Below are 15,941 nucleotides of genomic sequence, written 5' to 3' on the forward strand. Positions count from 1 at the left end.
CATTCGGTCCTTGGCGGCTGCCACGGTTGGCGTCGAGCGCGCGGTGCGGGCATGATCGCGCCGTGGTCAGCCTTCCGGTGTGCGGCGCGTTTGTGGGGCGGGCCGCTGAGCTCGCGGCGTTGCAGGATGCCTATCGGGACCCGGCGGTGCATACCGTGCTGGTCGGGGGTGAGGCGGGTATCGGCAAGTCGCGGTTGGTCGCGGAGTTCCGGACGCGGCTCGGGGCTCGTACGGTAGTGGCATACGGAAGGTGCCCGGAATTCGGCGCGAAGGGGGTGCCGTTCACGCCGTTCGTCGCCGTCATGCGCACACTGCTGCGTGACCAGGGCGTGGAGGCGCTCGCGACGCTGCTCCCGGTGCGACCGGCGCTGGCGCGCTGGCTTCCGGAACTGGCGGCGCGGTCGGGCGCGGCGGAGGCCGACACCGACAGGATCCGGTTGTTCGGTGAGATCCTGACCGTGCTGGAACAGTTCTCGATGACCAAACCGCTGGTGGTGGTGCTGGAAGACTTGCACTGGGCCGACGACGCCAGCCTGGAATTGCTCGCCTTCCTGGTGGCCAACGTCGCCGAAGGCGATCTGTTCTTGGTCGGCACCCACCGGCCTGCCGATTCCGAGCCGTTGCGCAGGCTGATCGCGAGCCTGCGCCGAGACCCGAGTGTCCGCTTGCTGCATCCAGCACCGCTGACCAGGCACGAGGTCGGCAGGCAATTGGCCGCGCTGCGCGGCAGGGAGCCCGAGCCAGGGACCATCGGGCGGATCTTCGAGCGCAGCAGGGGAATCCCGCTGTACGTCGAGGCACTCGATCCCGCACCGGAGGACACGCCCGCCGAGCTGTCGGAGCTGTTGCTCGATCACCTGTCCGACCTGCCCGATCAGGCCGCGTCGGTGCTGCGGCTCGCGGCGGTGGCCGGATCACCGGTCCGGCACACACTGCTGGCGGCCGCCTCCGACCTCCCCGAGGGCGCGCTCGCCACAGCACTGCGTCAGCTGGTCGACCAGCGGCTCCTGGTTTCCACCGACACCGGCTACCAGTTCCGGCACGTTCTCATCCGCGACGCCGTCTACGAAGACCTCCTACCGGCGGAGCGAAAAGCGCTGCACAGCAGACTTTCCCAAGCCCTGGCTACGCGGCGAAGCAAGCCGGGCGCGGACCGATGCCCGGCCGCCGAACTGGCCTACCACGCGTATACCGCGGGAGATCTGCCGCTGGCATTCGAAGCCGCATGGGACGCCGCGGCGGAGGCGGAAAGGGTGAGCGCGCATCGCGATCAGGTACGCCACCTGGAGCGGGTGCTCGATTTGTGGGATCGCGTACCGGCTGCGGCGCGACGGGTGGACGCCGATCGGCTCGACGTCTTGGCAGCGCTCGTGGCCGCGTGTCATCGCGGCGGCGTCGTCGAGCGCGGTATCGCGGTGGCCGACGAGGCGCTGGCCGCCATCGATGCGGGGACCGACCCAGAGCGCGCCGCGCGCCTGCATTACTACCGCGCCGGCCTGCGCAATCAGAGCAGCGGCGGCGGCGAACACGACCTGCTCGCGGCGCTGGCATATCTTCCTTCGGACCAGCCGACCCTGCTGCGCGGTGAAATCCTCGCCGAACTCGCCGCGGTGCGGGTGTTCAGCGGCGCGACGACGGCCGAGAACGACGCGCGCGCCGCCGTCGAAGTGGCCGAACAGTTACGTGGTGACCCGCCCGTCGACGACACCTCGCCGGTCATGGCATCGGCGCTCCGCGCGCCGAGGGCGGTCGCAAGGAACCCGGGCGGGTGCGTCGAAGCGGAGGACACGGACGCCGCGAGGCACCGGCGGCGTTCGAGCGACCCTCGCGAAGACCGGAGCGCCGCGTCGCTGGTCGCGCGTGCCCACGCCTATCTCGGGCTGGCCACCGCGAACCGTCCCGACGTCGCCATGACCCATTTCGAGCGGGCGCATGCCGCCGCTGAGGCCGCGGGAGATCCGGGCACCTTACTGACCGTCGTGCTGTGGGAGACGGCGCTGCTGGTCTCGGCAGGCGCCGACGAGGCGGCCATCACGGCGATCCAGCAGGGGTTGCGCGCCGCGCACGAGAGTTACCGATTCGCCGAGGCCGCGCCGATCCTGCTGGTCAAGTGGGCGCAGGCGCTCACAGCGCTGGGCCGCTGGAACGAGGCGCTGGATCTGATCGACGAATCGCTCACCGAGCAGTTGCCCCCGTTGAGCACCGCCGCGCTGCTGCTGTGTCACGCGCGGATCATGCTCGCGCGTGGGGACGACCAGGCCGCGGCGGCGAGCGCTGCGACCGCGCAACCCTTGCTCGGGAATCGGCGCTGGGCCAGGCAATATCAGATCCAGCTGCACACCGTGCAGACCGAGATAGCGCACGCGGCGGGCAATCCGCAGCGCGCCGCCGAGATCGGTGCCCCGACGCTGACCGCGGACGATCTGGTCGCGCACCCGCACGAGGCGTGGGCACTGGCCGAGGCCATCGCGCGGACCCGTTGCGCGCCAATGGTTCTCGGCCCCGCTATTGCGAGGCTGCCGGTGACCACTGCGGTCGACGCCGCGTATCGGGATACCTGCCACGCGGTGCGCAGCGGCCGTCCCGCCGACTGGGCCGCGACGACTTCCTCCTGGCGAGCCCTGGGTCGGCCGTACGAGCTGGCGCGCGGCCTGCTCGAAACCGGCCGCGCGGAATTGGCCGCGGGTGATCGCGCGGCGGCCCGCGGCGCACTGTGGTCGGCCCTCGGGCTGGCGGGCGAGTTGGCGGCGGCGCCACTCGCCGAGCAAGCCAGACGGCTGGCCCACCGCGCCGGAATCGACCTGGCCGAAGCCGGGAACCGGTCCGCCCCGGCCCGGTCGGCGAGTACCTCGGGCCTGACCCCGCGTGAACTCGACGTCCTACGCCTGGTGGCCACGGGCGCGAGCAACCGGCAGATCGCGGCCGAGTTGTTCATCAGCGCCAACACCGCGGGTGTGCACGTCTCGCGAATCCTCACCAAGCTCGGGGCGTCCAGCAGAACCGAGGCGGCCGCGATCGCGCGAGAACGCGGATTGCTCGTCTCCGAATGATGACCACCGCGATCCCCGCGAACTGTATCGACCTGTCCGAAGCGATCGCGGAGGCACCTCGTCTGCGGCAAGTGCCTGCCTACGCGCATGAACCGACGCCACTGAGCGGCGAGCGCGGCCGGCGAGCGGGGTTGGCGAGGAGCGGGCGGCGAGCGGGGGACGCGAGCGCCGGGCGGCGCACAGCGGACAGCGAACGTTGGGCGGCAAGCGGCGCATGCGGGCGGCGGACGGCGAGCGGCGCGCGGCGCGCGGCGGATGGCGAGCGGCGCATGGCGGACGGCGAGCGTTGGGCGGTAAGCAGCGCATGGCGGGCGGCGGACGGCCGAAGTGGAAGGGCGACCAGCCTGGTGGGCGCGTCGGGGAGGACATCGTCGACAGCCGGTCCGGCGTCGCACCCGGATACGCATTCGGCGCGGACTACCGGTCCCGCACCCTCCCACCGGCCCGTAAGATACAGTACATCGAACATGTCTCGAAAGGACTGGCTGATGCGGTCGACCTTGTTGTCCCGGCGCGATCTCGAGTTCCTGCTCTACGAGTGGCTGGACGTCGAAGCGCTCACCAAACGCGAGCGGTACGCCGAGCACTCGCGGGAGACCTTCGACGCCGTGCTCGAGCTCAGCGAGCAGCTGGCCACCAAGTATTTCGCGCCGCACAACAAGCTCAACGACGCCAACGAACCCACCTTCGACGGCGAGCGCGTGACCATCATCCCGGAGGTCGGCCAGGCGCTGGCCGCCTTCGCGAAGGCCGGTCTGCCTTCGGCCGCAATGGATTACGAACTGGGCGGCGCCCAGCTGCCCGCCACGATCGCGCAGGCGAGCTACGCCTGGTTCCAGGCGGCCAACCCGGGTACCGCGGGCTACTCGTTCCTCACGGTGGCCAACGCGAATCTGCTTCTCGCCCACGGCCCGGAACACGTCGAGAAGTTCGTGAAGCCCATGCTCGCGGGCCGTTTCTTCGGCACAATGTGCCTGTCGGAGCCGCAGGCCGGTTCCTCGCTCGCCGACATCGTCACCCGCGCCGAACCGCAGGGCGACGGCACGTATCGCCTGTTCGGCACCAAGATGTGGATCTCGGGCGGCGATCACGAACTCGGCGAGAACATCGTGCACCTGGTGCTGGCCAAGATCCCCGGCGGCCCCGCGGGCACGAAGGGCATCTCGCTGTTCGTGGTGCCCCGGTTCCTGGTCGGCGACGACGGCGCGATCGGTGAGCGCAACGACGTCGCTCTGGCCGGGCTCAATCACAAGATGGGCTACCGCGGCACGGTCAACACCGTGCTGAACTTCGGCGAGGGCCGCTGGACGCCCGGTGGCGCGCCCGGCGCGATCGGCTACCTGGTCGGCGAGCCGCAACGCGGACTGACCTACATGTTCCACATGATGAACGAGGCGCGCATCGGCGTCGGCCTGGTCGCCACCGCCCTCGGCTACACCGGATACCTCGAGTCGCTCGACTACGCCCGCACGCGCACCCAGGGCCGGGCCAAGCTCCCCGCCGACCCGTCCGCGCCGCAGCGGCCGATCATCGAGCACGCCGACGTGAAGCGGATGCTGCTGGCCCAGAAGTCCTATGCCGAAGGCGCGTTGGCGCTGGTGCTCTACTGCGCGCAGTTGGTCGACGAGCAGCGCACCGCCGAATCCGAGGACGAACGCCGCGCGGTCACCCTGCTGCTGGACATCCTGACCCCGATCGCCAAGAGCTGGCCCTCGCAGTGGTGCCTCGAGGCCAACAGCCTCGCCATCCAGGTACTCGGCGGTTACGGCTATACCCGCGAATACAACGTCGAGCAGCACTACCGGGACAACCGGCTCAACCCGATCCACGAGGGCACGCACGGCATCCAAGGCCTGGACCTGCTGGGACGCAAGGTGACCCAGCAGGGTGGCGCGAGCCTGCTCGCGCTCGGGGCCCGGGTGGACGCGACCATCACCGCCGCGCGCGCGGCCGGCGGCGAGGCCGCCGAGCTTGCCGCTCAACTCGATTCGGCGTGGCGGCGTCTGGTCGAGGTGACCGCGGGACTGTTCGCCTCCGGCGACATCGAAGCCGCGCTGGCCAACAGCTCGGTGTACCTGGAAGCGTTCGGGCACACCGTACTGGCCTGGATCTGGCTGGAGCAGTTCCTCGCCACCGCGGACCGATCCGGTGATTTCTACGATGGCAAGCGGCACGCGGCCCGGTTCTTCTATCGTTTCGAATTACCCAAGACCGCACCCGCGCTGGATCTGCTCGCCACCTTGGATACGACCACCTTGCAGATGCGGGACGAGTGGTTCTGAGCACGGCGCGTTTCGATACATGTTCTAAAAGATGTACCATTCCGCGGTGATCGATTCCAGTCAGCGGACCACCCGTCCTCCCGGCCGCCCGGCCTCCGCGACCAGGGAACAGGTTATCGAGCATGCTCGCAGGGCGTTCCTGTCCGGCGAGCGCGTGGACATCCAGGCGATCGCCGGGCAGCTCGGACTCAGCCGCGCCTCGGTCTACCGCTGGTTCGGCTCCCGCGACGGAGTGCTCGGTGCCGTTCTGGCCGGCGAGTTCGAGGCGCTGCTCACCCGCGCCGACGCCCGTCGCCGCTCCACCGGCGCGCGGCGCATCCTGGACGTGCTCTACCGGGTCAACCGCTGGATGACCGACAACGAGCCGTTCCGGCGCTACTTCGAGAACGAGCCGCTGTCCGGCCTGCGCATCCTCACCGCGAGCGACGGGCCGGTACAGCCGCTGGTCGTCGGCACCGTCCAGGAGTTGATCGCGCGCGCCGCCGAAGAGGACGGATACGATCCGCCACTGGAACCCGCGCTGCTGGCCTACGCGCTCGTCCGGCTCGGTGAGGCGTTCCTGTACAACGACAACGTCGCGGGCATTCGCGGCGACATCGACCGGCTGCACGAGGTCCAGGCGGCGCTGCTGGGCATCCCCGACGCGATCACACCGTGACCGGGGCGCTGCTGCACCAGCGTTTTCCCGAGGTGGCCGACACTTTGCCGTTCGTCCGCCTCGGCACCGCTCCGACGCCCGTCGGCCGGTGCGACCTCGGCACCACGGCCCAGCTGTGGTGCAAGGACGAAAGCGGATACGGCGACGGCGAATGGGGCGGCAACAAGGTCCGCAAGCTGGAGTGGCTGCTGCCGGAGGCACGGCGACGGGGCGCGCGCACCATCCTCACCGTTGGCGGCACCGGAACAAACTGGGGGCTCGCCACCGCCCTGTACGGCCGTGCCCAGGGCATCGATACCGAGCTCGCCTTGGTGGACCAGCCGGTCGACGACCACGTGCGCGCGCAACTGCGGCGGCTGGAGAAATCAGGCGCCGCTCTGCATTTCACGCACACCAAACTGCGCACGATCCTCGCGACGCCCTGGCTGTATCTGCGACGCGTGCGGGGCGGCACGCGTCCGTACTTCCTGCCTGCGGGCGGATCGTCGCCGGTCGGAGCCTTGGGTTACGTCGAGGTGGCGTGCGAACTCGCGGCACAGATCGCGGCGGGTGAGCTGCCCGAGCCGGGGCACATCGTCACCGCGGTCGGATCCGGCGGCACCGCCGCGGGCCTCGCACTCGGCCTGCGCCTGGCCGGACTGCGCACGCGCGTGGTCGGAGTCGTCGTCAACGACACGCTCCCCCTCGACGCGAAGCACATCGTCCGGCTCGCCGGACGGACCGAGCGTCTGCTCCGCGCCCGCGGAGCGCGCTTCGCGCCGACCGGGCTGCGGCCGGAGGACCTCACGCTGACCATCGAATGGCTCGGCCCCGGCTACGGCCACACCACGCCCGCCGCCGTGGATGCCGCACAGCGCGCCGAACGCGCCGGGCTGCACCTGGAGACCGTCTACACCGCCAAAGCGCTCGCGGCGCTGCTCGCTCTGGATCGCGCGGGCTTCTTCGGCGCCGGGCCGGCGCTGTTCCTCAATACCTACGGTCCGCGACCGTAGATTCGCGCGGCGCGGCCCACGGGACCCCGCTTTCGAATCGCTGTGATCCGAATTCGGCCGCCGGAACCCGACGTGGCGTATTAGCCGTACGGCCGCGCATATCGCCAGGTCGGGCCGCGAGGCTCCCGGCGCAATAACATCCTCTGATTTCTCCCGGCGGCGACGCGGGAAAGCGCGCGACCACAACCACACTATCGTCGCTATTCGTGCAGGTCAGCGATAGAAAGGCGGAGACGGTGGCAGCGGAACCCACGCCGGTGCGGCAGTTGCGCGCCGATCAAGCGCGGCGGGTGGCCGACATCTTGCGCCACCAGTTGCACGCGGGCGCGTTCGAGAACGCGCTGCCGAGCGAACAGGAACTCGCCGCCGAGTACGGCGCCTCCCGCAACACCGTGCGCGACGCCTTGGCGCTGTTGAAGGACGAGGGCTTGATCGACCGGGCGCCGAAAGTGGGCACCCGGGTGGCCACCCGCAAGTACGACCACGGGCTCGACGCTCTGCTCGGGCTGCAGGAGACCTTCAAGGGCCACGGCACCGTGCGCAACGAGGTGCGCGCGGCGATGCACGTCGCCGCGCCGCCCGCCGTCGCGCGCAGGCTCGGTCTCGCGCCCGGCGAGCGCGTGGTCTATCTGGAGCGCCTGCGCTACCTGGCGGATCTGCCGCTGAGCCTCGACCTCACCTACCTCGTGCCCGACATCGGCACCGAGGTACTCGGCCACGACCTCGAGCACACCGACGTCTTCGTGCTGCTGGAACGCATCAGCGGCCAGTCGCTCGGCTCGGCCGACCTCGCCCTGGAAGCGGTGCCCGCCGACCCGCACACCGCCTCCACCCTCGACGTCCCCGGCGGCGCGCCGCTGCTGATGCTGGAACGACTGACCCGGCTCGACGACGGCCGTCCGGTCGATCTGGAGTACATCCGCATGCGCGGCGACCGCATCACCATGCGCGGCAGCCTGACCCGCAGCACACCCGAATGGAAGGTCCTCTAGATGGCACTCGTCAACCAGCGCGCCGACATCCCCGTCACCATCGACGAGTCGCTGTGCATCCAGGGGTGCACGCTGTGCGTCGAGATCTGCCCGCTCGACTCGCTGGCCATCAACCCCGAGAACGGCAAAGCCTTCATGCACGTGGACGAGTGCTGGTACTGCGGTCCCTGCGCGGCCCGCTGCCCCACCGGCGCCGTCACCGTCAACATGCCCTACCTGCTCCGCTGATCTGGAAGACCGATGAAAGTGAAACTCGCCCCCGTCCTGCTCGCCGCCGCGCTCGCGTTGACCGGGTGCTCGCTGGAGCAGTCCGACGACACCCCCGCCGGCACCGTCAAGGTGGTCGTCGGCTACCAGTCCAAGACCATCAACACCGTCACCGCGGGCACCTTGCTGCGCGCGCAGGGCTACCTCGAGCAGCGGCTACAGAAGATCACCGACAACGGTGGGGCGAAGTACCAGGTCGAGTGGCAGGACTACGACACCGGCGCGCCGATCACCGCGCAGATGGTGGCCGAGAAGATCGACATCGGCTCCATGGGCGACTACCCGTTGCTGATCAACGGCTCTCGCACCCAGGTCAACGAGCGCGCGCGGACCGAACTGGTGTCGGTCACCGGGTACAACCCCAAGGGCGCGCTGAACATGGTCGTCGTGCCGAACGATTCGGCGGCCACCAGCATCGGCGACCTGGCGGGCCAGAAGATCTCGGCCAGCGTGGGCTCGGCCGGGCACGGCACGCTGGTGCAGGCGCTGTCCCGGGCGGGCATCGATCCGGCCAAGGGCGTTGAAGTGCTCAACCAGCAGCCGCAGGTCGGCGCGACCGCCCTGGAATCCCACCAAGTGGGCGCGCTGTCCCAATTCGTCGCGTGGCCCGGTCTGGTCGTCTTCCAGAACAAGGCCAAGCTGCTCTACGACGGCGCCGAACTCGGCGTGCCGACCTTCCACGGCGTGGTGGCCCGGCGCGCGTACGCCGCCGATCACCCCGAGGTCCTGCAGGCGTTCCTGGCCGCGCAGTTGGATGCCACCCGGTTCCTGCAAGAGAAGCCGTTCGAAGCCGCCGAGATCGTCGCCGGCGGGTCCGGGCTGCCGCAGGAGGTGGTGTACCTTTACAACGGTCCCGGCGGAACGAGTTTCGACACCACGCTCAAGTCGAGCCTGGTCAACGCGCTCAAAGGTGATGTCGCCTACCTGAAGTCGATCGGCGACTTCGCCGACCTCGACATCGATCGGTTCGTCGACGACGGGCCGCTGCGCAAGGCGTACACGGAGACCGGACGCGACGACTACGACCGCGACCTGGCCGCCACCGCCAACCCGACCCGGGTCACCGGCACCGACCCGGTCTGCGGCAAAGCGGCGGAGAACCCCGCGCTGGCAGGCGAACTGTGGGTGGACGGCGCGGCGAAGCCGCAACCGGCCGCGGACCCGACCTGCCTGCTGCGCGCCGTCCAGGCCGCGAAAGCGCAGGGCCGGACGATCCGCGCCGCCTACGTCCCGGACACCGAACTCGGCACCCGCTGGTTCGCCGACAAGTCGATCTGGTTGCGCGACGGCGCCGCCTACCTGCCCTTCACCACCACCGCGGCCGCGCAGCGCTACCGGCAGGCGCACCCGTCCGCCACGCCGGTCGGCTACGACCAGGCCGTCACGGAAGTACGCGGATGACCAGCGAACTGGCCGCACCGGCAGTGCGGGCCGCGGCCGAACCCGCCGCCACCCGATCGGCGGCCACGCCGGCGTTGCGATCGGCCTGGCGCTCGCGCCTGCTGCGGGTGGGCTCGGTCGCCGCCGCGGTCGGACTGTGGCAGCTGCTCACGGTCAACAACGTGCGGGCGGCGGGCCTGCGTTTCGACACGCTGCCGACCGTCACCGAGATCGTCGCCGAATTCGGCACGCAGTTGCGCTCCGACCAGTACTACCTGGACATCGCGCAGTCGCTGATCCGGATCGTCACCGGCTTCGGGCTGGCCGCGGTCATCGGCGTGATCGCGGGCATCGGACTGGGCCGGTCGCGGCTGCTCGCCGACACCTTCGGCCCGCTGGCCGAACTCGTCCGCCCGATCCCGGCCATCGCCCTGGTGCCGGTCGCGATCCTGCTGTTCCCCAACGACGAGTCCGGCATCGTGTTCATCACGTTCACCGCGTCGCTGTTCCCGGTGCTGGTCAGCACCAGGCACGCGGTGCGCGCACTGCCCACGATCTGGGAGGACGCGGTGCGCACGCTGGGCGCGTCCCGGCTGGACGTGCTCACCCGCGTGGTGTTCCCCGGCATCCTGCCCGGCGTCTTCAGCGGGCTGTCGGTCGGCGTCGGCGTGGCGTGGATCTGTCTCATCTCCGCGGAGATGATCTCCGGACGCCTCGGCGTCGGCTACCGCACCTGGCAGGCCTACACCATCGTGGACTATCCGGCGGTGTTCGTCGGCATGATCACCATCGGCGTCCTCGGTTTCGCGACATCGGGGCTGGTCGAGCTGGCCGGCCGCCGCATAACCCGCTGGCTGCCCAGGGAGGTCGAAGCATGACCACAGTGATCGACGCACCGGCATCGACCGGAATGGCCTTGAGTCTCAGCGGTGTCCGCATCGCCTATAGCGGCGAGCCGGTGCTCGACGGGCTGAACCTGTCCATCGCGCCGGGCGAAATCCTCGTCGTGGTCGGCAAATCCGGCTGCGGCAAGTCGACGTTGCTGCGCGCGGTCGCCGGACTGCGGAGGCCGGAGGACGGAGCCATCCTGGCCGACGGCGACCACGTCACCGGGCCCGCGGCCGACCGCGCCTTGGTGTTCCAGGACGACGCGCTGCTGCCGTGGCGCACCGTGCGGCAGAACATCGAACTCGCCTTGCGCCTGCGCGGCACACCGCGAGCCCAGCGGCGGGCCACCGCCCTGCACTGGGTGGACGAGGTCGGGCTCACCGGCTACGCCGACTACCTGCCGCGCGACCTGTCCGGCGGCATGCGCCAGCGCGTCCAGCTCGCGCGCAGCCTGGCCGCCGCGCCGCGCGCCGTGCTGATGGACGAGCCCTTCGGCGCACTGGACACCCAGACCAGGGAAACCATGCAGCGCCTGCTGATCCAGACCTGGCGCGCCCACCCCACCACCATCGTCTTCGTCACCCACGACCTCGACGAGGCCCTGCTGCTCGGCGACCGCATCGCCGTGCTCGGCGGCGGCACGCTGCGGGCGCTGGTGCCGGTGCCCAGCCCGAGGGACGCGATCGACCGGGCCGCGACGAAGGCCGAGATCCTGGAGAAACTGTGAACATTCCGCCGCTGTCGGAACGGATTCGGCTGGACTGCGACGTGCTCGTCATCGGCGGCGGCACGGCGGGCACGATGGCCGCGCTCACCGCCGCCGAGCAGGGCGCGAACGTGCTGCTGCTGGAGAAGGCGCACGTGCGGCACTCCGGCGCGCTGGCCATGGGCATGGACGGCGTGAACAACGCCGTGATCCCGGGCAAGGCCGAGCCGGAGGACTACGTCGCCGAGATCACCCGCGCCAACGACGGCATCGTCGACCAGCGCACGATCTACCAGACCGCGACGCGCGGCTTCGCCATGGTGCAGCGGCTGGAACGCTACGGCGTGAAGTTCGAGAAGGACGAGTACGGCGAGTACGCCGTGCGCCGAGTGCACCGGTCCGGCTCGTACGTGCTGCCGATGCCCGAGGGCAAGGATGTCAAGAAAGCGCTGTATCGCGTCCTGCGCCAGCGCAAGATGCGCGAGAAGATCCGCATCGAGAACCGGCTCATGCCGGTGCGCGTGCTCACCGACAACGGACGCGCCGTCGGCGCCGCCGCCCTGCACACCCGCACCGGCGAATTCGTTGCCGTCGGTGCGAAAGCCGTGATCCTGGCCACCGGGCCGTGCGGCAGGCTCGGGCTGCCCGCCAGCGGATACCTGTACGGCACCTACGAGAACCCGACCAACGCGGGCGACGGCTACTCGATGGCCTACCACGCCGGGGCCGAACTCAGCGGCATCGAATGCTTCCAGATCAACCCGCTGATCAAGGACTACAACGGCCCGGCCTGCGCCTACGTCGCCAATCCGTTCGGCGGCTACCAGGTCAACGCCGAAGGCGAACGCTTCGTCGACTCCGACTACTGGTCCGGCCAGATGATGGCCGAGGTCAAGCGCGAGATCGAATCCGCGCGCGGTCCCATCTACCTGAAGGTGTCGCACCTGCCCGACGAGACGCTGAGCACGCTCGAAGGAATCCTGCACACCACCGAGCGACCCACCCGAGGCACCTTCCACGCCAACCGCGGCCACGACTATCGCACCCACGACATCGAGATGCACATCTCCGAAATCGGTTTGTGCAGTGGCCATTCCGCCTCCGGGGTGTGGGTCGACGAGCACGCGCGCACCACGGTGCCCGGCTTGTACGCGGCGGGCGATCTGGCGTGCGTGCCGCACAACTACATGATCGGCGCGTTCGTCTTCGGCGATCTCGCCGGTGCGCACGCCGCATCCACCCTGGACGAGGTCGCCGCGCCCGCCGAGTTGCCCGAGGACCAGCTGGCCGCCGCCCATGAGCTGATCTACCGGCCGCTGCGCCAGCCGGAGGGGCCGCCGCAACCGCAGGTGGAATACAAGCTGCGACGTTTCGTGAACGACTATGTCGCGCCGCCCAAGACGGCGACCAAGCTGGCCATCGCGGTGGAGACCTTCGACCGGATGCGCGGGGAGGTCGAGGGCATCGGCGCGCGCACCCCGCACGAGCTGATGCGCGCGGCGGAGGTGTCGTTCATCCGCGATTGCGCCGAGATGGCCGCCCGCAGCTCACTGACCAGGACCGAATCCCGTTGGGGCCTCTACCACGAGCGCGCCGACCTACCCGAACGCGACGATGTCGAATGGCGATACCACCTCAACCTGCGCAAGAACCCAGACGGAACCATGGCGTTCCTGAAGCGGCCGGTGGCGCCGTACCTGGTTCCGGTGCCCGGGCTCGACGACCTGCCCTCGGCCGATGCCGAGGTGGTGCCGGTGCACCAGCCGCACCAGGTCGTCGGCCGTGCGCCGCACACCGGCGGCGGCGCTGAGCACGATCGCACCGCGGCCGGTTCGCCGGCGCAGCCCGCCACTCCCCCGTCTCCCCGGATCGTCGCGCTGCTCGCGCTCGACGAGCCCACCGTGGAGCAATTGTCCAGCTATCTGACCGATGCCGACGCGGGCGTGCGGGCCGCGGCGATCTCGGTGCTGACCGAGCACACCCCGGAGGGCTTCGCGACCGCCCTCGGCGACGCGCTGGACGACACGGCGGCCTCGGTCCGGCGCGCCGCCGCGGCCAGCCTGCGCGAACTCGTCGAGGTGTTGCCCTCGGCGGCAGGACTTTCCGACCGGCTCGGCTCGGCCGACCCCGTCGTGCGGTCCACGGTGATCGATCTGTTGCGCGCCCTGCGGGCAGGCGAACCCGCGCACTACCGCGCGGCGTTGGCGGACGAGGATCATCGCGTCCGCATCGAGGCGGTCCGCGCGCTGGTCTCGCTGAACGATCGGGACGGCGTCGCCACCCTGGCCGTCGACAGTAACCGGGAAGTGCGGATCGCGGTCGCCCAAGGCTTGGCCGCCATCGGCGACGGCGGGGCCGAGGTGATCCGCCGCCTCGCCGACGACCAAGACCCGCTGGTCCGCGCCGCGGCCCTGACCGCGTTCGCGCAGCTGGGCGCCGAGCCGGCCGACGTCACCGCGCTGGCGGGCGCCCTGCGTCACTCGGCCTGGCAGATCCGGGTCGGCGCGGCGCGCGGGCTCGCTGGTGCCGACCCGGACCTCGCGGTGCCGATCCTGGCTGCGGCACTGCACGATCCGCATCTCGACGTCCGCAAGGCGGCGGTGCTGTCGCTGTCGGCGTGGCCGGACCTGCCCGCCGCGCACGACGCGCTGCGCGCCGCGATCGACGACACCGATGCCGACGTGCGCGCGTATGCCCGGCGAGCGCTGGCCACCCAGCCGACGGCCTAGCGCGGCGTGGTTGCCGCAGCTCGAATCGCTGATTAGATTAGCGGCTCGACCGTTGCCGACTCGTCGGCCGTGACACAGCCGGATGGCGACGGGGCGGCCGACGACGAATCCGTCGCCGTTGTCCACCAGCAGCGACGGGAGTATGGCGTTGACCTTGCCGAACTGGCTGGATCTCGCCGTGCTCACCACCGTCGCGGTGGCCGCGGTGCTCGGCTGGCGTCGCGGCGCGATCGTGGGGCTGCCCGGTTTCGCGGGCGCCTTGGCAGGAGCGATTCTCGGCGCGGCGCTCTCGGCCACGGTGTTCGGTCAGCTGGCTCCCGGCGCCGTGCGGCTCCTGCTCGCGCTGACGGTGGTCGCCGGGTTGGTCGCGTTCGGCGCGGTCGCCGGGCACCGGGCCGGACGAGCCGCACGCGCGACGGTGTCCGATCCCGTCGCGCAACGCGCCGACGCCGTCTGCGGATGTCTCGCCTACGCGCTCGCGGTGCCGCTGGTGGTGTGGCTGTTCGCCGCACCGCTGGAATCGTCCGCCCTGGTGCGTGATTCGACGACCGTGCGGACCGTCGACGACGTCGCGCCCTTCTGGCTGTCCGGACTGTCGGAGGTGCTCACCGGACCGATCGTGGACGCCGGGCTCGGCCGCCCGCTCGCGCCGCCCGATCCGGGCATCGTCGCGGGACCGATGCCCGCCGCACTGCGCCAGAGTGTGCTTCGCGTCCAGGATCTCGCGCCGACCTGCGGCGTGCGCCAGTCCGGCTCCGGATTCGTCATCGCGCCGGAGCGCGTGCTGACCAACGCGCACGTCGTCGCGGGCTCCAGCAAAGTCTCCGTCGACACCGCGGCCGGATCGCTCACCGCGACTGTGGTGCGGTTCGATCCGACCATGGACATCGCGGTGCTCGCCGTCCCCGGGCTCACCGCGCCCGCCCTGACCGTCGCGCCCGAACCGGCCGATCCCGGCGACGACGCGATCGCGCTCGGCTACCCCAGGGGCGGGTCCTACACCGCGTCCGCCACGCGGGTGCGCGGCCGGGCCGAACGCCAGGTGCGCGACATCTACCGCACCGGTGTCGGGGAACGCGAGATCTACACCTTGGACGGTTCGATCCAGCACGGCAATTCCGGCGGGCCACTGGTCGACCGCGACGGCCGGGTGCTTGGCATCGTGTTCGGTGTCGACGAGAACAACAGCAATGTCGGATTCGCCACGAGCCTGCCGGAAGTCCTCGACCGGCTCGACCACGGGTGGCGCTCCGACCGCCCGGTCGACACCGGCCCCTGCGCGTCCTGACCGCCGGTCAGGACGCGTCGGCGATGATCACCACACCGCTCGAGGCATCCAGCAGCGGAATGGTCCGCTCCGCGGCATCGTCGACATGCACGCGCGGGTGCGCGGGCAGCTCGGTCTCGTAGTAGGTGCCAGGACCGTAGAACTGGCCGTACTTCACCACCACGCCGTCGAAGTCCAGCACGGCCGCTTCGTGCTCCTGGATCACCGCGCCCCGGCCCGCGGGCGGCTCCCACGCGATACTCTGGGCGAGAAAGCGTTTCGCCCCGGCCGCCCGCGCGGCGGCGATCAAGTTACGGGTGCCCTCGGTACGGATGCGCGCGTTCGCCTCGGCCCGCTCCGGCAGCAGCGCCGCGTCGTCCGGCAGGTCCGTGAGCTGATGCATCACCATGTCGGGCCCGAACCCGACCACGGCGGCGGACAGGGCGTCGGCGTCGTACACATCGCACACCACCGGCTCGGCCCCCAGCGCCCGCAAAGGATCGGCCTTCCCCGCCGATCGGGTCATCCCCGCGACCTCGTGCCCCACCTCGATCAACAGCGGAAGCAAGCGGACTCCGATAACGCCGGTCGCACCGGCCAAGAAGATGCGCACTGGACCATTTTGCCGCGACTTCGTCGCGGCGTGTTCGCGGCCCCTTTGTGGCTCGCGTCCGAGCGACCGCCGCTGGCGACTTCGTCGCGGACGCGGCGGCCGCTCGGACGCGAGCCG

General features: G+C 70.6%; 12 protein-coding genes. 11 read left to right on the plus strand and 1 reads right to left on the minus strand.

The genetic code is table 11. The features are described from left to right. The first annotated feature begins 62 nt into the window (after nucleotides 1-62). The 11 genes from ABZ824_RS38205 to ABZ824_RS38255 all read left to right on the plus strand — a co-directional run bounded on the left by ABZ824_RS38205 (nucleotide 63) and on the right by ABZ824_RS38255 (nucleotide 15,232). On the plus strand, nucleotides 63-3,050 hold the full coding sequence (locus ABZ824_RS38205) for an AAA family ATPase (RefSeq protein WP_356969628.1): 2,988 nt from the start codon (nucleotides 63-65) through the stop codon (nucleotides 3,048-3,050). A 488-nt stretch (nucleotides 3,051-3,538) separates the two neighbouring features. Continuing rightward, nucleotides 3,539-5,332, plus strand: a complete 1,794-nt coding sequence (locus ABZ824_RS38210) for an acyl-CoA dehydrogenase (protein WP_356969630.1) — start codon at nucleotides 3,539-3,541, stop codon at nucleotides 5,330-5,332. Nucleotides 5,333-5,378: 46 nt separating this feature from the next. Then, entirely contained in the window at nucleotides 5,379-5,990 is a 612-nt protein-coding gene (locus ABZ824_RS38215; protein WP_356969632.1) for a QsdR family transcriptional regulator, read from the plus strand. After that, nucleotides 5,987-6,982, plus strand: coding sequence for a pyridoxal-phosphate dependent enzyme (locus ABZ824_RS38220; protein ID WP_356969634.1), 996 nt, complete (start codon nucleotides 5,987-5,989; stop codon nucleotides 6,980-6,982). The genes ABZ824_RS38215 and ABZ824_RS38220 overlap by 4 nt, the downstream gene beginning before the upstream one ends. 206 nt (nucleotides 6,983-7,188) lie before the next feature. Then, complete coding sequence (locus ABZ824_RS38225) at nucleotides 7,189-7,974, plus strand: GntR family transcriptional regulator (RefSeq protein WP_355078884.1); 786 nt, start codon at nucleotides 7,189-7,191, stop codon at nucleotides 7,972-7,974. After that, complete coding sequence (locus ABZ824_RS38230; protein ID WP_039797742.1) at nucleotides 7,975-8,202, plus strand: ferredoxin family protein; 228 nt, start codon at nucleotides 7,975-7,977, stop codon at nucleotides 8,200-8,202. 12 nt (nucleotides 8,203-8,214) lie between these two features. Beyond that, nucleotides 8,215-9,642, plus strand: a complete 1,428-nt coding sequence (locus tag ABZ824_RS38235) for an ABC transporter substrate-binding protein (protein ID WP_356969637.1) — start codon at nucleotides 8,215-8,217, stop codon at nucleotides 9,640-9,642. Then, the gene (locus ABZ824_RS38240; RefSeq protein WP_356969639.1) at nucleotides 9,639-10,499 is read left to right on the plus strand and encodes an ABC transporter permease; all 861 of its coding nucleotides are present in this window, start codon (nucleotides 9,639-9,641) and stop codon (nucleotides 10,497-10,499) included. Before ABZ824_RS38235 ends, ABZ824_RS38240 begins: the two co-directional genes overlap by 4 nt. Beyond that, nucleotides 10,496-11,236 (plus strand): ABC transporter ATP-binding protein, encoded by a 741-nt coding sequence (locus ABZ824_RS38245; protein ID WP_355078881.1) that lies wholly within the window; start codon nucleotides 10,496-10,498, stop codon nucleotides 11,234-11,236. Before ABZ824_RS38240 ends, ABZ824_RS38245 begins: the two co-directional genes overlap by 4 nt. Continuing rightward, nucleotides 11,233-13,944: a fumarate reductase/succinate dehydrogenase flavoprotein subunit gene (locus ABZ824_RS38250; protein ID WP_356969641.1), complete on the plus strand. Its 2,712-nt coding sequence runs from the start codon at nucleotides 11,233-11,235 to the stop codon at nucleotides 13,942-13,944. Before ABZ824_RS38245 ends, ABZ824_RS38250 begins: the two co-directional genes overlap by 4 nt. 142 nt (nucleotides 13,945-14,086) lie before the next feature. Continuing rightward, complete coding sequence (locus ABZ824_RS38255) at nucleotides 14,087-15,232, plus strand: MarP family serine protease (RefSeq protein ID WP_356969643.1); 1,146 nt, start codon at nucleotides 14,087-14,089, stop codon at nucleotides 15,230-15,232. 7 nt (nucleotides 15,233-15,239) lie between these two features. Here the strand turns inward: ABZ824_RS38255 and ABZ824_RS38260 are convergent, their stop codons facing one another. Beyond that, the gene (locus ABZ824_RS38260; protein ID WP_356969645.1) at nucleotides 15,240-15,824 is read right to left on the minus strand and encodes an NAD-dependent epimerase/dehydratase family protein; all 585 of its coding nucleotides are present in this window, start codon (nucleotides 15,822-15,824) and stop codon (nucleotides 15,240-15,242) included. Between the last annotated feature and the right edge of the window lie 117 nt (nucleotides 15,825-15,941).

Origin of the sequence: Nocardia sp. NPDC047038 (assembly GCF_040644075.1) — a bacterium.
Taxonomy (GTDB): domain Bacteria; phylum Actinomycetota; class Actinomycetes; order Mycobacteriales; family Mycobacteriaceae; genus Nocardia; species Nocardia sichangensis.